Here is a 19,341-nt window from a genome sequence, read left to right as displayed (position 1 = left end):
CAAAGGCGAAGCCATCACTTGAATCCTAGTTCGTAATTTTATATTTTTCATCCTTGTCGTACTTCTGTAGGTCACTTAACGTCTGCGTCTTGTCCTTGGTTAGAAGTACTTCGCTTGCCTGTTCATTCCAGGATACTTGGTATCCCAATGATTCAGCAGTCGCTCGTACGGGAAGATAAGACTTACCGGCTACTGTTACCGCTGGAATTTTCACAAGACTGCTGTCTACACCTAGACCTAGTAGCAGTTTATCTGCTTGAATATAACTGGTTCCGTTCTCGATGAACATCTGAGCAGCTTGGAATGGATACGCTAGCCCATTAACTTTCAGTGTAAAGGTGCTTGGGTTCACTTGAACCGGAGCTTGAGGTTTGTCTGCAATGAATTTTACAGCATCGACGCCAAGAACGGTTCCTTCTCTCGTGTTGTCTGCACCGCCGTACATCTTCCCATTCTCATAATCGAAGATTACAGCTTGAACGTTCCCAATACTTTGCGACTTCGCGTCAAATTGATGTCCTCTTCCGAGTAGCTCTAGCACAACATCTTGATCAATGCCTTCCTCCCAGCTCACATTCGGATAGGTGCTGGAGAAAATGCGAGGAGCATCTATCGCCTTCTGAATCGGCAGTTTATGGTCAATCACATTCATAATCGTCTGTGCAACGGATGCTATAATGGTCGAGCCCCCTGGAGAACCAACAGCCATGAATGGTTTGCCGTCCTTAATAAGAAGTGTCGGTGACATGCTGCTTCTTGGACGTTTACCTGGCTCGACCTGATTCACTCCGCCTGGCACAGCATCAAAGTCCGTCAACTCATTATTCAGCATGAAGCCGTAACCCGGAACCATAATACCCGAGCCGAATACTTGCTCAATGGTCGTCGTATACGAGACGATATTTCCCCATTTGTCCATCACAGAGAAATGCGTGGTCTGACCAATCGGATTCTCTTCTTTCACCTTGGCTTTACCAGACAAGTCCTTCTCTTCGTACTTCCATGGGTCTCCTTCTTTAACAGTCGCTGTCGCGATAACGGGATTGATTAATTGTCTTCTTTCTTTAATGAAACGCTCGTCCAGTAAACCTTTTTTCGGTACTGGATAAAAATCTGCATCTGCCATGAAAGCAGCGCGGTCCGCATAGGCTAGATGCATCGATTCAATGACATGATGCAAATAGTCAGCCGAATTCGCCCCCATCTTCTGAACATCATATCCTTCCATCAATTTCAGGATTTCAATGACCGTCAGACCACCTGAACTTGGAGGGGCAGCACTAGCCACTTCATAGCCGCGATAAGTACCTGTTACAGGCTCCCTTTCTTTAACCACATAATTCTTTAAGTCATCTTGCGTCATTGCACCGCCACGCTTCTGAACTTCTGCCACTAGGGCTTGACCGATTTCACCTCTATACATAATGGAGGAGCCCTTTTCTTTAATCAGCTTGAGCGTCTTCGCAAGATCCGGTTGAATGAGAGTGTCGCCTTCTTGCAGCGCCTTGCCGCCCGGTGCGAACACATTGCCTGCCGTATCAAACTTTTGAAGCTTCTTCACGTTCTGTTCGATATACTGCGCTGTTGCCCAGTTAACCCTAACACCTTTTTCCGCATAAGTAATGGCAGGATCGATGATCTCAGATAGCTTCATCGTGCCATACTTCTGAAGAGCCGATTCCACGCCGAGTAGTGTGCCTGGAACACCTACTGCTTTGCCGTTTGTATGCCGCTCGTTAAATGGAACCGCCTTACCGTTCTCATTTAAGAACAGCTCTGGCGTCACATTCTTCGGTGCCACTTCACGGCTGTCGATCACCGTGATCTTATTCTGATCCTTCAGGTAGATCAGCATAAATCCACCGCCGCCGATTCCCGACATCATCGGTTCCACCACATTCAACGACATTTGAATCGCAGCCGCTGCATCCACAGCATTGCCGCCTTGTTCCAGAATCTTTCTACCCGCTTCCGCAGCTAGAGGGTGAGATACAGCCACAATCCCTTGCTTAGCTCCAACGCTTGCAGAGTCAACCCCTGGGACAGCAGCAGCCACTTGGGTTGCGACGAGCAGTGAGGTCATCGTTGCCGCACACATCATTTTGACAAGTTTCATTCTTCATTACCCTCCATTTCTACTTTCATATTTAATTTCGAACCACCTCACAAAATATGTAAGCGATTACAATTATTATTTTATAAATTCAACTACATAAAACTATGGAAACCTACAACTTCATTATCAAAAAAAAGAAAAAGCCCGTGCACAGCTCGATGAGGAGCAATGGACTGGGCTTAAAATGATTCTACTTCTTATCTACCTGCAGCAAGGAAACTTGCTTAATCGAATATGCCTCTTTCACTTTCTCATCTGTAATGACATTAAGCTTAATGAGGCCAGCTATCTTCGAAGCGTCTGCCTTCGAGAGCATACGCCATACGCCAGGATCAGGCAGTGCTTCATAGAGTTTGGTATCGTCATACTCCTTGCGCTCCTGTTGCACGATCCGAACCTTATAGCGTCCAATTTCCAAATCCGAGACACCCTGCTCGTTGCAATGGCTCATAATCTCACTGCGCAGCTCGGAGAGTTCGCTTTCTATCTCTTTTTGCTTCAATTTCAATTGATAGTATCGTCCCACTTTCTTGTCCACTTGGCTCACGCTCCTCCTGTTAGAGCGTGTTCAAAAGCCTGATCACTACAAAGAAAAAAGTACTTCCGGTCGCTGTTGAAATCGTGAGTTTTGAATTAATTTAAATGTATTTTCACGATTTCAAAGGCGATACAACTTTTCCATAGGAAAAGTACATCGGAAGCATCCTCCAGTACATTTTTTCTTTTCCGTTTAGCTTTTGAACACACTCTACTACATGCTTATGCAGAAGGGCGCGAGTTAGGACAAGATTAACGGGAAAGAACTAGCTTACATTGAAACGCGTATAGCTGTGACCATCCTTCGTCTTCTTCACTTCAAGAATGGCAGGAATCGCTTGCTTGAGCTCCTGTACGTGCGAGATGACGCCGATCATACGACCCGATTGCTGCAAGTCGATGAGGGTATCAATCGCTTTGGTGAGCGACTCTTCATCAAGGGAGCCGAAGCCTTCATCGATGAACATCGTCTCTAGCGATATGCCGCCTTCATACGATTGAATGACATCCGCCATACCTAGCGCTAAGCACAGGGACGCATTAAACTTCTCCCCGCCGGACAATGTCTTCACATCCCGCATGTGGCCAGTGTAATTATCATACACATCAAAGCCTAAGCCGCTCTGCTTGCCACGCTTCTCCATCCGATCACTGCGAACCAAGTAGAACTGACCACCAGACATACGCTGCAAGCGTTCGTTGGCATGCTGAATAATCTTTTCCAAAAACTCGATCTGCAAATAGCGTTCAAACGAAATTTTCTTGCCATTGTCCCCACGCACCACATCATACAAATCTCGAATAAGAAGATGTTCCCGCTCTGCGCCTTGATAGTTCGCTTCTGCCAGTTCAATATTCTCCTTATATTCAAGCCCTTTATTGTAATTGCCCTCATAGTGAAGACAAGCATTGCGAAGTGCATTCACACCCGAATCCATCTCGTCTAACTGCTGCTTAAGGGCATCCAGATTATATCGCTCTTTCCCCGCTAACTGCTCGGACAATTCTTCAATCTGCTTCGTTAACGTCCGAAGATCGGCTTTATACGATTCCAACTGCTGCTTCAATTCTTGTCTAGCTGTGTCCGTCATGAGTGCTGCCAAGTAAGCCTCTACAGATGCAAAACTAGCTTGTTCAAGGGCATTCCTGAAGTTGTGCAAAGCTTTCTCTTGATTAGTTGCTGCTTCTTGTTGCTGTTTCACCGCGTGACTGTGATTGGCTTCTGCTTTGATATTCCGATCACCTGCTGCCTGATAGTGCTGCTGCGCCATTTTCCAAGCAGAATCCAGCTGTTGCTTCTTCTGATCTGCCATATGGATCCGCTGTTCTAGCTGCTCCAGACGACGTACTTCCTCCGGCAATGCTGCAAGTGATTGCTCGTACAAGGCTTGCTGCGTCGCATGCGCAGACTTCTTCTCATTAGCTACCTGCTGCACATGTTCCTTCTGCTTACGTAGCTCTTCTAGCTTGCCTTCCAGCGCTTCCAGCTCCCGCTTCAGTGGAATGAGCTTAGCATGAGCTTCCTTCATCTGCTTCTCATCGAGTGCTAACTGCTTGCCTTCAGTCACGAGATCTTGATACATCACTTGAAGCCCTTCCGTCTGAATCGCTTGCTCTACTAATTGTTGTTCCTTCTCCTGAAGCTGTTCTTTCGTAGAAGCAAGTGCAGCTGCTGCCTGCATATAATGCTTCTCCGCTTCAGACTTCGCTTTCCGATACTGCTCGAGTTCATCCTTGGTCGGAACACTACCGCTTGCAGATGCCTTCTTCGGATGTTCGATACTCCCACACACCGGACAGTTATCTCCATTATGCAAATGACTTGCTAGTAGTACTGCTTGTCCTTCAATCCAGCGTGCCTCTGTATCCGCATAAACCTGATCTGCCTTCGTAAACACAGCATGAAGTTCTGCTCCCTCTTGTTTCTCATTCGCAGATTTCTGCATGAGTTTCAAATATTCTTGAATGAGCACCGCCTGCTGTCTAAGCAGTACCAATTTCTCTGTCACTTCGGGCAGAAGTGCAACCTGAGTTTCCAATTGCTTCACAAGTGCTGAAGCTTGCGTACGCTCCTGCTCAGCAGCATGAAGCTGTGTCTGTGCGTCGATCACCTGTCTGGACAACTGGTCCATGTCCTTCAGCAACTGTGCAAGCTGCTGTTCCTTCTGATTCATCTCTTTCACAGTTGGCAAATAGCCTTGTAGGCGATCCAACTCTCTAGATACTTGATCACGCAGCTCTTGCTTGCCCTCTTCCTCTTGATAGAGCTGAGTCGCTTGCTGATAAGCTGCTGCTGAGGAATTGCTTTCAACCACCGCTTCTTCTAGCAATCTAGTCTTCCGCGTGCGTTCATCCTTCATTTCTCTATCGTGCTGCTCGTAGACTTGCAAGTGAAGCGCCTTCTCAGCGAGCGTTAGCTGATTTTCTTTCTCCTGCATGACGAGTTGTTGGTCAACGAGTGCTTGCTTCGAATCTATTTTCCGATCCAACAATTGAAATTGTTCATTCAAATTCTGGGCTTGATGGTAGGCCGTCGTATGTGCTTGATAATTCGCAGATGCCTCTTGCAGCTTCTGCTTCATTTCACCAACTTGCTCCTCGTAGTAGATAATCTCTGCTCCTAGCGCTTCAAGCACTTGGTACGTATTGTAGTGTTCTTGCTCAAAGACGTGATACAAATCCGAACCTTCACGGTCCGCCAGTGATCCTTTTAACGTATGGATGTGATAATCCCGCATCTTCTCAAGCTGGGCACACAGATTCTGCATCTCTCTACGTTTGTCATTGAGGTGATCCGCTACATCTTTATATAAATGGGTTTTGAAAATACGTCTTAGAATCTCTTCCTTATTCTCCGTCTCGGAAGTTAGTAACTTACGGAATTCGCCTTGCGGCAGCATGACGATCTGGCTGAATTGATCCTTCGTCAGTCCAATAATGTCACGAATTTTCTCATCAACTTGAGATACGATTGGACGATCCGTAATGGGAACTTCTTCACCACTAACAAGTTCAACGAGCTCATATCGCTCACCCGTTGCACTCTTATTCCCTTCCTTCACATGCGCGATCTGCCGCAAGACACGGTATATCCGACCTTTCAGCTCAAATACAAAGTCAACACACGTATGCACTTGATCATCGGCAAAATGGCTGCGCAGCATCCGATTGTCACTCCGATCTTCACCGCTCGCATTCCCGTACAAGGCAAAACAAATCGCATCGAAGATCGATGTCTTCCCCGCACCGGTATTACCAGACACAACGAACAAGCGATGTCCCGCAAGCTCTGAGAAATCAACAACTTCTGTATCCTTATACGGCCCGAATGCTGTCATCGTCAGTTTTAAAGGCTTCACTGCGCTCACCTTCTTTCTGATTAATCTCGTGTAGCGTCTCGATGAATAGCTGCTCTGTCTCAGGTGACAGCTCTGCTCCTCTTACATCTTGGTAAAATGCCTTAAACAGCGATAGTCCGTCCATCTTCGCTCGACCATCCACAGCATGCGTCTCGCTAGACACACCTGGAATCGCCATCTTCCGCTCCACATGCATCGCTTGCGGATAAGCCGAACGAACGCGCTCCATGGCAGATAGGACAAGTCCTTCATCCAACAAACGAACGAACACATAATCTTCTTGTATCGGGTGCTTCTCAATGTCAGCGATTAGTCCTTCTACCGTACGCATGTCGCGTCTTGGCGTTAGAAGTCTTTTCTCAATCGTCACGGTGCCTTCTGCATCTAGATCAACGATCAAGTATCCCTTCTTGTGATGTTCCTCTGATATGGAATACTTCAGCGGCGATCCAGCATAACGAATCCGTTCATCCCCCACATAATGCGCCTGATGTAAGTGACCAAGCGCTGTATAGTGGAAACCTTCATAATGCTTCGCACTCACATGCTCCGCCCCACCAATCGATAGCGGTCTCTCCGAGTCACTCGTATTCGGTTCAGCCTCACCGCCAGGAGTTACGAAAGCATGTCCAACAAACACATGACGCGCCTCTGGGTTCATTTGTGATTTGATCGTCTCCGTTATATATTTCATCGCATCGTCATGCGATTTGATGTCTTCTTGATTCAGCAAATAACGTACTTGCACTGGCTCTGCATATGGAATCAGATGAAAATGCACCTCACCATGCGCATCATGCATGACAACAGGTTCTAAGCTGTGCGACAATTCCCCTGTGATGTGTAAACCTGCCGCCCGCATCAAGCAACTGCCGAAGTTAAGACGACTCGGGCTGTCATGATTACCCGCTACGGCGAGCACCGGAACTTTAAGCTGCAGCACAATTCTCTCCAGCACTTGATCCAAGAGCTGCACCGCTTCCGTTGGCGGTATCGCCCGATCATAGAGATCGCCGGCAATGACCACGATATCCGGCTTTTCTGCTTCAATTTCCTGAATGAACTGCTCGATCACACTAGCCTGATCCTCTGTCATATAGACGCCTTGCACCAATTTACCTAAGTGCCAATCTGCGGTATGGAATATTTTCATAGGGGGATGAGTCTCCTTTCAATATAAAAGTTATATGTTAAATTTCTTTGTTGTCGTCTACGTCAATTAAGAACACTCTGTCTTGAAACCCACCGCGTGCTTCTTCCTTTTGTTTGCGCAGTTCTTCGAATTGCTCCCATGATGCGCCATGTACCTCGACAAGTGCACGAATGACTTCTACCATATCAGCGAGCTCTTCTAGTGAATCCTTGGGATGTTCAGTAGCGTAATATTCCTCGGACTCTTCTTTGAGCTTTTTTACTAGCTCTTCCTTATATACTTCCACATCTAAAATCCGCGTGTTACACGTCTTTCCATTCGATTGAATAATGGTTGGAATCCGGTCACGAACAAGTTTATTGTATACGGGCATACGATCTACTTCCCTCTCGAATATAATCCTATAACCTTATAGTAACATATCAACAAGTATATCAAACCTATTACAATATCTGCCTATCATTACACCATCTAACATTCGCTTTTAGTATGGACTTATAAGCAATAACCCCGTATAATGACAAACATATTCTAAAAACACGAACATTGAGGCGATAATAATGAGTGAATATACGCATTTATTCCTAGGTACTGCTTTCACTAGCAAATCCCCCCAAGAAATCCATATCTTAAAAGACCATCTATTCTGCATTAATGTTGACGGGATGATTGCGAATATCGTGGCACCTGAAGATGCCGACTATCAGCCGTTACTTGCGGTATACCAAGGTAAAGACAACTTCCACCAGCTGGCTGACGGTCAATACTTCTTACCCGGTTTTGTCGATCTACACGTTCATGCCCCCCAATGGGCACAATCCGGTACAGCACTGGACATTCCACTCTACGATTGGTTAAATACGTACACGTTCCCGCTAGAATCAAAGTTCGCAGATCTCGAATTTGCGAAAAAGGTGTACGACGACGTTGTCAGCACACTACTTGCTAATGGCACGACGACAGCTCTTTATTTTGCAACGGTTCATAAAGAAGCAAGTGTACTGCTCGCTCAAATTTGCGCAGATAAAGGACAGCGCGGTCTCGTTGGAAAAGTCGTGATGGATGATGCGGAGCAGAATCCAGAATTCTACCGCGATGCAGACACACAAAGTGCTCTAGCAGATACGGAAGACTTTATTCTAGCTGTGAAAGAACTTGCGAAGAGTGCCAAACAAGGTATCTATCCTGTCGTAACACCAAGATTCATTCCAAGCTGTACAGACGATGCACTTCAAGGTTTAGGCGAACTTGCTGCTAAGTATGATACCCACATCCAATCGCATTGCAGTGAAAGTGACTGGGCGCATGGGTATGTGAAGGATCGGTTCAACAAGAACGATGCTTATGCCTTAAATGACTTTGGACTATTGAGCGATAAATCCGTTATGGCACACTGTAACTTCCTCGATGATCAGGATGCAGACTTGTTCGCGAAGACAGGTACGGCGGTTGCACATTGTCCGATCTCGAACGCCTATTTTGCCAATAGTGTCATTCCAGTCGCTCATCTTCATGATAAAGGTGTTGAGATTGGTCTTGGATCCGATATTTCCGGTGGTTTCTCACCTAGTCTGTTCGATAACATTAGACAAGCCGTCATGTCCTCTCGCATGTTAGAAGATGGTGTGAATCCTGCACTCCCTGCGGGCGAACGCGGTTTACCAAACTCACGCATTACCGTGAACCAAGCCTTCTATCTGGCGACAGCCGGCGGGGGAGAAAGTTTAAGCTTACCAATCGGTCGTATTGGGGAAAACTATGCGTGGGATGTACAGATTATCGATACGAAACTTCCTGCTGCGAAGCTACCTATTTATGATGAGAATGAAGATTTAAATGATATTTTCCAAAAAATAATGTATCTCGTAAGTCCTGAACATATCCGCGAAGTATGGGTACAAGGCGATAAAGTTCATTCCAGATAGACAATAATACTTAACAATCGGGGTGTGCACACAAGTGGAAACACATACAGACAATCAAGATCAAGCTCAAATGAAGTCACAGCATTTAGTTATCTCGCCAGATGCGAAAATTTCGTTCAGTCAATCGACCTTACTCGGTTTGCAGCACGTGCTCGCAATGGACGTGTATGTGGTTCCGTTCCTGATCGCCATGTTAGTCGGTTTATCGGCTGGTCAATCCAGTGCATTGATTCAATCCACATTCATCGCAGCCGGAATCGGTACACTCATTCAAACTTACTTCTGCATGAAGCTACCGATTGCGCAAGGTCCTTCTTATGTGCCGCTTGGTGCGATCGTCAGTATTTATGCCGCGAGCGGTGGTGGAGAATTAGGCTGGAGTTCGGTGCTAGGCGCAAGCTTGGTCGGTTCACTCTTAGTCATTGTTCTTGGTTACACGGGCATTTTCAATAAAATCGTGAAGTCCTTCATCCCAGCCATTGTCGGGGGAACGATCATCTTTATCGTCGGTCTCTCTTTATTACCAGTTGCGATCCAGGATAATATCTACAACGCGAAAGACGCTGCAATCGATCAGAACGTTTCCTTAGCTCTTATCTCCGGCGGCGTACTCATTCTATTCGTCATCTTAGGTTCTTTACTTGGGAAAAAAGGTTCGCTCTTCCGCGTACTTTCCGTCATGTTCGCTCTCGTTGCAGGATGTCTAGCAGCAGACTTTATGGGGATCTTGAATTTCTCAGCGATTGCAGATGCCAAATGGTTCAGCATGCCGCTGCTGCCGTTCAAAGATTTCGGATTCTCCTTCAACTTCTCCGCGATTATTACGATGATCATTATTTATCTCGTACTACTTGCTGAGACAACAGGAACATGGTTTGCAGTCAGCAATGTAATCGACAAGCCACTTACGGATAAGAACATCAACCAAGGTGTAATTGGGGAAGGATTCAGCTGCCTAGTTGCTTCTGTACTCGGATCAACGCCAGTGACTGGCTATTCGACCAATGCTGGGATTATCTCCATTACGGGGATTGCCAGCCGCCGCGTCTTCCTAGCAGTAGGTGGGTGGTTCATCATCTTCGGTTGTTCTGGTAAACTCGCTGCGTTAATCTCATCCATTCCAACAGCAGTAATCGGCGGTGTCTTCGCCATCGTCTGCGGAATCATTGCGATTAACGGTATCCAAGTCATGACCAACGAGAAGATCGGTGAGAAAGAGATGTACATCGTTGCAATTCCAATGATCCTAACACTAGCGCTTGTACTTATTCCAAAAGACTACTTGTACGCTTTACCGACATTCGTGCAATATTTGCTCGGTTCACCGATTCTAGCGGCTTCGCTAGCGGCGATCTTGCTTAATAAGCTACTTCCGACAGGGAATAAGAAATAATAAATAGGGCTGATCCAGCAGGTTACGTATGTAGTAACCTGACGGATCAGCCCTTTTCTAACTTAATCACCAAAAATCTTCAATCCCCCTCTATTGACTTAAAGTCGACTTTAAGTCTTATGATGATTTTGTATTCAACAACAAATCACCTTTTGAAAGGGGTAAAATCTACATGAAACAATCTGTCCAATTTATCCATAACGATTATATTACCACTAATGAATCCACTATAGCGTCAAGAACCGTGTCTAGTACAAGGTCCATCCCCTTTTTCTCTTGATATAAGAATCATACCTATGTTAAATTAATCGGAAATATTTTCAAGGGGATGAATACATGGACACTACGAACACGAATCCAATCTTACTAGACTTACCTGCAGTGGACTTCATCGAATCGATTGGCAGTCACGTAAATTTGAAATCAGGTACTGGGTGCGTACCTCTTATGCCAAACAAGGATACGTAGCTGAAGCCGTACATGCCATTACGAACTTTGCCATACTTGAGCTGCAACCGAGTCGTATTGAAATTCGATGTGATACGATGATATTTGCTAAGGTTCGGGGTGTTGAGTACGAATAAATACAACAAAAAGAGGGCTTATCGTCCCTCTTCTCTATATTACCTACCAAGCCGCAGTTCATAAAAGTACTGCACAATCGGATGCTTCATCTTCATAATATCGCTCATGTTTAACAGCCGCTTCTTCCCCACTCGTCTGTCCACCAAAGCTAGAATATTTAGCAGAATATCCTTACTCTCTAAACACTCCTCAATCGAAGTAGATAGGAACTTATTCGCGGTAGCGGTAAAATTGGATTTACTTAATGATGTCTGAGCTGTGAAAATCTCCTTGGCAACTTCGGATATTTTTTTACTTCTTGCAATGACATGTAAACGATCCTCCGGAACCTTGCCATTGTTACCTTTTCTGACCGCTTCAATCTCTTCTTCCGTGATCGGAATATGGATATTCGGATCATTCTTAATTTCCATCTCGGACTGATACCATTTAATTGAGATCGTATTATCATTCATATTGAGTAGATTCTTTTTATCTACAGTTATATAACAAGTCCCTGCTTTATCCGGCAAATAACGATAACTTGTTGAACCGTATTCGACCCTTCCGATTAATGCAGGACTAAGAAAGCTCTCTAGTTGTTGCTTCAATTTACTCCAGGACATGTCATCCTCCTCATTTCGATGTTGTACATACCATCATACAATATTTCTGCTTATAGTTAAAAAAGCCGATCGACAATCAGGAGGATATTCCTGACGATCGATCGACTTCGCGGTACATTATTAACATCTGACGTGTTTGCGTTTAAAACCAATTCGTCCCTTATCTACATCCTTTTGAATACGTTCGGAAGGTTGAAGCACTTTGCTCTTCTTCTTATCCAGATCGACCTCGATTGGGCCAATTTCATTTGCAATCTCTACTGCCTTATTATGAAGTGGTGCATACGATACACCAACTGTATAAACAAAATTACTCATTGAATATTTCGCTCGCTCTGGAGCATCATGAACCGTGTTCTTCACCATCTCAAGCAGATTCGCTATTTTCTCTTCGGAAAATTCACTGTCAGGACGATTGCCGAGCAGCCAACAATAACAACTCCATCCCGCGGACATTCTCAGCTCATCGCCGCTTGCAATCCATTTATCCGATACTTCCTGCGCAATGTCAGCTTCCGCCAAGGTTACTGCCACCACAAAATCTGAGAGCATGTAGAAATATGCCCCGTCCATCCAACGATCATAATCAGCTTCCGTCATCACATTCGGTTCAGCAATGATTCCGGCAAAATACATCGCATCGTAATTTCCAGTCGCATATAACTGATCAGCCAAAGGCTGGTTCAATTTAATCTTTCTAAAGAGCGGCTTCATCTCACCTGTTGTTACTCCAAAGAGAGGTTCCCGCGCACCATTAGACATATAGATTTTCTTCATTCGTTCCTTACCTAGTAGCTCGAGTTCTTGCATGACGGATTCTAAGTTCATTGTGTGATAGTCCTTCCCGAATAAAGTATGTACCCTAATTATACTCGAATTGATCTCCTTATTTGCAAAAAAACACCCGAATCCTAAATGATGGTTCAAATGTTTCGTCGTGACATGAGCTCTTCAGGTATTACTTAGCACCAAGCTTCTTGCTATATTCTTTTCGACTGGCAAATTGCGTATACCCGCATCTCAAGAACGCTTGAGCCATTGGGAAGTTGCTAACGTCGGTATCCGTACGAATTAGATTCTCTCCCGTTTGTAGCAGAGTAGCTGTCCCCTGTTTCAAGAGAATGTCGATATAACCATGCCCGCGATGCTCAGGGACAACACCTATATAACCAATCGTCGCAAAGTTAGGAGCTTTTGTTGGCATAACGAATCCCACTAACTGCTCACCCTCGTCATACGCAAGCTGCCACCAGTCTGGCGCGTACTCCATCTCCTTCAATTCTTCAAACAACAGTGTAGCATGCTCTCTAGCTCCACACGCCTCCTCACGCTCTTCATTAATTCGCTGATCCAATGTTTGAGCGGAAACCTTCTGAATCGCCTCGATAAAAGCATCATCACCAACTTCAGGTAACGTTCGAAACGTTAGCGAATGGGAGGAAGTTAAGATTGATTGGCTCTCCCCGTTCCATTCAAATCGATTCGTATTCCTGGTGGAATGAAAATCCATATGATGTAGTAAATTCATACGCTGCTCTTCATATCTCTGAAAATGAGGTGCGACAGGTGGGGAATCTAGCATATACTCCATGAGATCAGCACCATACCCTTGCGCTATTGTCATCGTTTTCTCCAAAAGAATAGTACCAACAGAAAGATAATCCTCACGTTCCCATGGCAATTCCAGCAACACCATCATGAGTGGTTTCTCTAGTGTTGGCATCGTCCAGAAGGCAATGCGTCCGATCGGATGCCCCTCTTCCTCCATGACGTAGCACCACTCAAGACGTAGGGAACCGTGAGCAAGCAGTCTTTCTATATAACTTTGTACCGCTCCTGCTTCTTCAGCAGAAACGCCAATAGATGTGAAATAAGCAATTTCATCAGCTTGAATAGGACGAATATTGAACATGTTCATACATCTCCTTTTTATAAAAGAAAACCGAACAAATCTGAGCATCTGCTATCCTGATGAAGGGAATCCCCAGTAAAAACCTACCAATTCTATGATATAACATTATTAAAGTAAGTTAAATCAATAAAGAGAGAAATAACTTCCTATTAAATCTTTCAAAAAAGGTGGACAATATCATGCTAACTCATGCTGAGATCCGTAACTATTTAGCCCGACTAGGCATTCAAGACATCTGCAAGCCTAGCCTCGAATTCCTGACCGAAATTCATAAAGCCCACGTTGAGAATTTGTCCTGGCAGACCATTGATATCGTTGCTGGAAGACCAGCTCCAATGGATATCAGATCTTCCGTCGACCTCATCTTAAACGGGAGAAGTGGCTATTGTTTTCAATTAAACAGCGCATTTGGTCAGCTCCTTCACTCCCTTGGCTATAACGTTTCTTGGCATCGAGCAGGCGTGCAGCCAACCGGTCAGAAGCCTTGCATCAATTCATTTCACCTTGGACTTACCGTTACATTGCCTAATGAACATGAAAAGCCGCAACAATGGATTGTCGACGTCGGTCTAGGTGATATGCCTTATGAGCCGCTTCCTCTAGTGCCAGGTCATTATAACCAAGGTGGATTCGAGTATACAGTTGTTCCATCGAATGTCACCGAAGGTGGCTGGCGACTCGAACACGATCCGTTAGCAGCATATGTTGGTGTTGATTATGCACCTCAGTCTCTTGAAAATCTGAATGAATTTTTACCTAAACATGAGTTTTACAGCTATTCTCCAGAGTCTCCTTGGCTCAACTTATTCCTTATCCGTCACCGCCATGCAAGTGGAAGCAACGAGTTAAGAGGCTGTATATGGTCTAAACGCGAAGGTACTTCGATTGAGAAAGAAGAAGTTGCTACTAAATCGCAATGGCTAGAAGTGCTTGGGGATGTATTTCACGAGAAACTTGTGAGCTACAGTAAGCTTGCGCAAGACGAACTTTGGAAGAAGGTTTACGGCTTCCATGAGGAGTGGAAGCGAAGTAAGCAGGTTGTGAAATAAATTATTTGGCATAGACATCTTGAAACAAGAAGCGCACATGTGTTAAATTAATCGGAAATATTTCAAGGGGATGAGCGCACATGAGCAGTAATACTACGAACCCGATACTATTAGAGATACCAGAGAGCTTCGAAAGTGAACGTTTGCAGATACGCGCACCATTATGGGGAGATGGAGCAGCTATTAACGAAGCAATTCGAGAAAGCGTTGAAGAATTACGTCCGTGGATGATATGGGCGCAGAACATTCCATCGATCGATCAATCCGAAATAGGAATGCGAAATTCTAGATTACAATTTTTAGAGCGTAAAGACCTGCAACTACTATTAATTCATAAAGAGACCGGTCAATTAATCGGTAGTAGCGGTCTTCATCGCATTGATTGGCAGGCACGTAAATTTGAGATTGGATATTGGGTGCGTACTACTTTTGCAAGACAAGGGTATGTAGCCGAAGCAGTAAATGCCATTACGAACTTTGCAATTCAAGAGTTGGATGCAAATCGTATTGAGATTCGTTGTGATTCACGTAACACAAACAGTGCACGGGTAGCGGAGCGTACAGGTTTCACTTTAGAAGGTATCCTTCGTAAGGAGAAATGTAACTTGGATGGTGGACTAAGCGATACGATGATATTCTCTAAGGTTCGCGGGATTGATTTTTAAGATAATTTTTTTATAAAAGAAAAGACAAAAAAGAGGGGTTTCCTCCCCTCTTCACTTAAATTTATGGATTCTTCAACATTGATTTTCGCAGTTCCATTGCTTGAATAGGTTTATCTGTTATGAGCCCATCAACACCCAGATTAAAAATACGCTCCATTTCCAATTCATTATTTACAGTCCATACCAGAATCTTCTTCCCTTTCTTATGAATATCATTCACAAGGGTCTGTGTGACAAAGCTAGCTTCCACACTAAAGTAGTCAACGTATTCCATGCTTCCAATCTCTCCATATGCAACGGCAGTTACAAATCCCGTTTCTATCCTAGGATAGCGCTCCTTCACGAATTGAAGTGCTTCATAGTTTAGAGACGTAATTATACTCTGGTTTTGCATGTTCGTTTCCTTTACCAGAGCAATTACTTTTTTGATAAAATCTTCGTTAAAGTTCTTTAGCTCAATGTTCAGCTTGATTTTTCCATTACACAGGTCAAGTACATCCCGCAGCGAGGGAATCATTTCGTTGTTCGTGTTAAGTAGTGGGATTGTCTGAAGCTCTGCATACGTTATATCGGACAATTTACGTTGAACTCCGCTCATTCTCTTTAAGTCAGCATCATGAAACACGACTGGAACTCCGTCCTTGGTAGGCTGAACATCAAGCTCAATAACATCAGCTTGAGTATGAATAGCAGCTTCAAATGAAGAACGGGTGTTTTCTATTGTATCTCCTGTATTGCCCCGATGGGCTGTAATTTCGGTCATCACAAGCTTGGTTTCTCCAAACCATTCTTCATTTTTTATCCAATCCACAAAGTTGTATGTCGAAAATACGAACAAAATTACCGCCATAACCGCTATTAGAATTTTCTTTCTTGGTGTCCATAATATACGGCTCATGTTAAAGGGGCGCGGCTTGATTCCATTATCCTGCTGCCAACGATAAAATAATGCACTCACAACACAAAATTGCAGCGGTACGGTGAGCACCAAAATAATCCCAATAGCAATTAGGCATACAGCAGGCAACAGCACGAACAGCAACGTCCAAGTAGAATCCGTAATCAAAAACACACCGGTAAAACCAATTAGCAATATGAGTAGGAAACTTCCAAAAAACAAAGCACTCCACCAAATAAGTAGAAGAACATTCTTAAACATGCGTTTCCAGGTCATCTTGGCACATTCGCGGAATGCATCCCTTAACGATCCGTCCGACAACGCAAAACAGTGAAATACAAACATCCAACGAATAATAAGAACAGTACCTATAAAGATCAACGCAAAAAAAATCAGATTAAAGACGAAGTTGCTCGCAATATAGTCATTAATAAACTCAGGTATTTTAACATCCGGCAGAAAGGTCGGTGTAAACAAGAAACCCAGCACAGGCACAGCGAATAACAATAGAATTAGACTTCCCCGATTCCTCGTACCAAGCAACCGAGCTGCTGTCTGTGCACCTTGAATCCAGATCTCCTTACTCGTTATTTTTCTTTGATGGTAGGAGGCATCCATCGCATGAGCTAGCGCCGCTAGTTCCAAAGTGATAAATAAAAGGGATATCACAATAACGAGTAGCAGGAACGGCAGGGTCGAAGGGAACAAGAAGTAATCTACAATATTTTTAGCTGTTATGTATCGATACCCCGAAACATTCAATGAGACATGGAACAGTTTAATTACCAAGGGATAGCAAATCGCCCATGCGATCAATTTATATACAAGTTCAAATAACAAAAGTGATTTCCAGTTAAAACGTATTAATTGCATAGATTCCCTAAAGATGCCTTTTCTTTTAGCCACTAATCGATCGACTCTCCTGTCTTCCCAATATGCTTTTACCAGTATAGTCAATATCTCATCAGTTTGCCAAAGGCTAGAAATTCTATGCGGGAGGGTTCATCCCTGTGTAGTCATGTATAAGATCCTAGGTAATTCACCTACCGGATCTTCTTAATCACCTTAATTTCACTCTAGATTTTGATAGATCGTTTGTTTCAAAAAGCATAATTAACTGGTTATTAAAGGGATGCTCTTGTATAATTGTGGTAATCTGTATTTTTAAAAATATAGCTCAAAGAGGTAGTAGATATGATCATCTCACATAATTTAACTGCATTAAATGCAAATAACATGCTACAGAAAAATTCAAAGTCCACTTCGAACAGCATAGAGAAACTTTCTTCTGGATTGCGTATCAACAAAGCAGCTGACGATGCAGCAGGATTATCGATTTCCGAGAAAATGAGAGCACAAATTAAAGGACTTAATCAAGCAGGCCGAAATGTACAGGACGCGATTTCTCTCATTCAAACAGCAGAAGGAGGCTACCAAGAGATCACGGATATGTTACAAAGAAAAAGAGAATTACTGATTCAGAGCATGAATGATACATATACACTCGATGATAGATCCAAGATTGATGAAGAAATACAGCAATTAAAGCAAGAAATTAATAGTATAACGAATCGAACAGAATTTAATACGATCAACTTGTTAGCTCGAGACGATTACCAAATACTTGCCGACCGTTCCATTCATACCGTTAAGACCACAACAACAGGACCATTTCCTCCGCAGAGGACTGATTATGAGAGTTTTACTCATTTTCTCCCGAGTGGAACTATAGAAGTACCACGCACAACTCAAACGTCTCAGACGCAGACTACAACAGATGATGTGTATACGACGACTTCTAATCGTACACCGATTACTTCTCCTGATGGTCGAGAAGGCTATAATCATTATGAGAAGAATGAGCACATCCATACAGAGACAACAACGACTGACGAATATACTTTTGAACGGTTATTACAAAGCGATCCACGCTATAAAGAGCTTGCAGTTAAAAATATCGGAAACGTAAGCAATGTGTTTTTTCAGACTTCCCTTATTCCTACGGGCATTACTGTAGGACAATATCCTGACTTCGGTGGATTTGAGGATCGATTTATATCGGTTGATGTTGATGGTGTCTCAACTTCACTTGATCAATTTACATTAGTAAGTTCCAGCATAACGGCGAATGGGATAACAGCAACTTATGAAAAAGATGGTATCCAGTTGGAGAAAGTGATTTCAACGGATGGCTCTGCATTCACAGCTAAATTTAAAATTACGAACAACTCTGGCATTGATAACAGAACTATAAATATTAGTGCTGGGTTTCAGCCTATGTATGATGGTCAATATGCCATTACATCACCAAATGGAGGAACAGATTTTGCACTTTCCAATGAACTTGTAGACTATGATTTTTCAGTTTTAAGTGGAGGGACTTATACGCAGCCAAACGCAGTGCAAATACCGGCAACTGGTAATTTAACTTCCCATAAGGTTCCTGGCTCTCAAATGAGACTTTCATGGGGAGATGCAAATAACAATAACGGGGATGTTATGGAGTTTGGCATTCAATTAAGCAATTTTAACATTAAGAAAGATGTTTACCGCGTTACCAATGAAACGACAAGCAAAGTGGATGCTGTCGTTCAAACCGTAACCACAGACATTACAGACATCGACTATATTCCTCCTGGGCTTCAAATTCAGGCAGGGGCTAATTCTGGTCAATCTTTTAGAATACCTCTATTTCAAGCCAATACGGACGGTTTAGGTATTACGAATGTAGGGGTGATGCCTCCGGCTAATCCCACTCAATCGTTAAATCAGGTTGAACAAGCCCTATCAACAGTTACCAAATACAGAAGCATTTATGGGGCACTGCAGAATCGAATGGAGCATGCGTTAAGCAACGCCGACAATACTGCCAATCAGTTAACTGCCGCAGAATCGCGAATTCGCGATGCTAACATAGCTAAAGAAATGGTGGATTTGACGAAATTGAACATTTTAACCCAAGCTGCTCAATCCATGCTAGCTCAAGCTAATCAGAAACCTCAAGCTGTATTACAGTTGCTTAAGTGAAATGATACAAACCTGCCAATTCAGGCAGGTTTTTTTATATGCTACATATTGAATTGTCTTAGGAAGACGAAACATAACTACGTCTTTTCGCGTATATTTCTTTAGATCCATATTCTA

General features: G+C 43.8%; 16 protein-coding genes. 7 read left to right on the top strand and 9 right to left on the bottom strand.

Features of this window, described 5'->3' with window-relative positions:
• Window positions 1-25: 25 nt before the first annotated feature.
• From ggt to NV379_RS18160, 5 genes are all read right to left on the bottom strand, one after another.
• Complete coding sequence (gene ggt / locus NV379_RS18180) at window positions 26-2,116, bottom strand: gamma-glutamyltransferase (RefSeq protein WP_258208764.1); 2,091 nt, start codon at window positions 2,114-2,116, stop codon at window positions 26-28.
• 190 nt (window positions 2,117-2,306) lie between these two features.
• Window positions 2,307-2,654 carry a hypothetical protein gene (locus NV379_RS18175; protein WP_258208763.1) on the bottom strand — a complete coding sequence of 116 codons (348 nt, stop codon included), beginning with the start codon at window positions 2,652-2,654 and terminating at the stop codon, window positions 2,307-2,309.
• Window positions 2,655-2,919: 265 nt separating this feature from the next.
• A complete protein-coding gene (locus tag NV379_RS18170; RefSeq protein ID WP_258208762.1) occupies window positions 2,920-6,012 on the bottom strand; it encodes an SbcC/MukB-like Walker B domain-containing protein in 3,093 nt (1,030 codons plus the stop codon).
• Window positions 5,969-7,165: an exonuclease SbcCD subunit D gene (locus NV379_RS18165; RefSeq protein ID WP_258208761.1), complete on the bottom strand. Its 1,197-nt coding sequence runs from the start codon at window positions 7,163-7,165 to the stop codon at window positions 5,969-5,971. Before NV379_RS18165 ends, NV379_RS18170 begins: the two co-directional genes overlap by 44 nt.
• Before the next feature lie 37 nt (window positions 7,166-7,202).
• Window positions 7,203-7,538 carry a nucleoside triphosphate pyrophosphohydrolase gene (locus NV379_RS18160; protein ID WP_258208760.1) on the bottom strand — a complete coding sequence of 112 codons (336 nt, stop codon included), beginning with the start codon at window positions 7,536-7,538 and terminating at the stop codon, window positions 7,203-7,205.
• 187 nt (window positions 7,539-7,725) lie between these two features.
• Here NV379_RS18160 and guaD point away from each other — a divergent pair, with 187 nt between their 5' ends.
• From guaD to NV379_RS18145, 4 genes are all read left to right on the top strand, one after another.
• Window positions 7,726-9,090 (top strand): guanine deaminase, encoded by a 1,365-nt coding sequence (guaD, locus tag NV379_RS18155; RefSeq protein WP_258208759.1) that lies wholly within the window; start codon window positions 7,726-7,728, stop codon window positions 9,088-9,090.
• A 70-nt stretch (window positions 9,091-9,160) separates the two neighbouring features.
• Window positions 9,161-10,483, top strand: coding sequence for a uracil-xanthine permease family protein (locus NV379_RS18150; protein ID WP_373426129.1), 1,323 nt, complete (start codon window positions 9,161-9,163; stop codon window positions 10,481-10,483).
• Between the two features lie 336 nt (window positions 10,484-10,819).
• On the top strand, window positions 10,820-10,951 hold the full coding sequence (locus NV379_RS26095) for a hypothetical protein (RefSeq protein WP_308860306.1): 132 nt from the start codon (window positions 10,820-10,822) through the stop codon (window positions 10,949-10,951).
• Window positions 10,918-11,067, top strand: a complete 150-nt coding sequence (locus NV379_RS18145) for a GNAT family protein (protein WP_308860305.1) — start codon at window positions 10,918-10,920, stop codon at window positions 11,065-11,067. Before NV379_RS26095 ends, NV379_RS18145 begins: the two co-directional genes overlap by 34 nt.
• 39 nt (window positions 11,068-11,106) lie before the next feature.
• Here NV379_RS18145 and NV379_RS18140 read toward each other — a convergent pair whose 3' ends face one another.
• From NV379_RS18140 to NV379_RS18130, 3 genes are all read right to left on the bottom strand, one after another.
• Window positions 11,107-11,673 (bottom strand): SF0329 family protein, encoded by a 567-nt coding sequence (locus NV379_RS18140; RefSeq protein WP_258208757.1) that lies wholly within the window; start codon window positions 11,671-11,673, stop codon window positions 11,107-11,109.
• 120 nt (window positions 11,674-11,793) lie between these two features.
• Window positions 11,794-12,501, bottom strand: a complete 708-nt coding sequence (locus NV379_RS18135) for a DNA alkylation repair protein (protein WP_258208756.1) — start codon at window positions 12,499-12,501, stop codon at window positions 11,794-11,796.
• Between the two features lie 130 nt (window positions 12,502-12,631).
• Complete coding sequence (locus NV379_RS18130) at window positions 12,632-13,585, bottom strand: GNAT family N-acetyltransferase (RefSeq protein WP_258208755.1); 954 nt, start codon at window positions 13,583-13,585, stop codon at window positions 12,632-12,634.
• Between the two features lie 179 nt (window positions 13,586-13,764).
• On the opposite strand from NV379_RS18130, the gene NV379_RS18125 reads away from it, so the two are divergent.
• Together NV379_RS18125 and NV379_RS18120 are read left to right on the top strand one after the other, a co-directional pair.
• Window positions 13,765-14,634, top strand: coding sequence for an arylamine N-acetyltransferase family protein (locus tag NV379_RS18125; RefSeq protein WP_258208754.1), 870 nt, complete (start codon window positions 13,765-13,767; stop codon window positions 14,632-14,634).
• Between the two features lie 80 nt (window positions 14,635-14,714).
• On the top strand, window positions 14,715-15,299 hold the full coding sequence (locus NV379_RS18120; protein WP_258208753.1) for a GNAT family N-acetyltransferase: 585 nt from the start codon (window positions 14,715-14,717) through the stop codon (window positions 15,297-15,299).
• Between the two features lie 61 nt (window positions 15,300-15,360).
• Here NV379_RS18120 and NV379_RS18115 read toward each other — a convergent pair whose 3' ends face one another.
• On the bottom strand, window positions 15,361-17,070 hold the full coding sequence (locus tag NV379_RS18115; protein ID WP_258208752.1) for a glycerophosphodiester phosphodiesterase family protein: 1,710 nt from the start codon (window positions 17,068-17,070) through the stop codon (window positions 15,361-15,363).
• 321 nt (window positions 17,071-17,391) lie between these two features.
• Here NV379_RS18115 and NV379_RS18110 point away from each other — a divergent pair, with 321 nt between their 5' ends.
• Window positions 17,392-19,224 (top strand): flagellin N-terminal helical domain-containing protein, encoded by a 1,833-nt coding sequence (locus NV379_RS18110; protein ID WP_258208751.1) that lies wholly within the window; start codon window positions 17,392-17,394, stop codon window positions 19,222-19,224.
• Window positions 19,225-19,341 lie beyond the last annotated feature (117 nt).

This window comes from Paenibacillus radicibacter, assembly GCF_024721995.1.
GTDB classification, from domain to species: domain Bacteria; phylum Bacillota; class Bacilli; order Paenibacillales; family NBRC-103111; genus Paenibacillus_AM; species Paenibacillus_AM radicibacter.
This window is presented reverse-complemented; position numbering and strand designations above follow the sequence as displayed.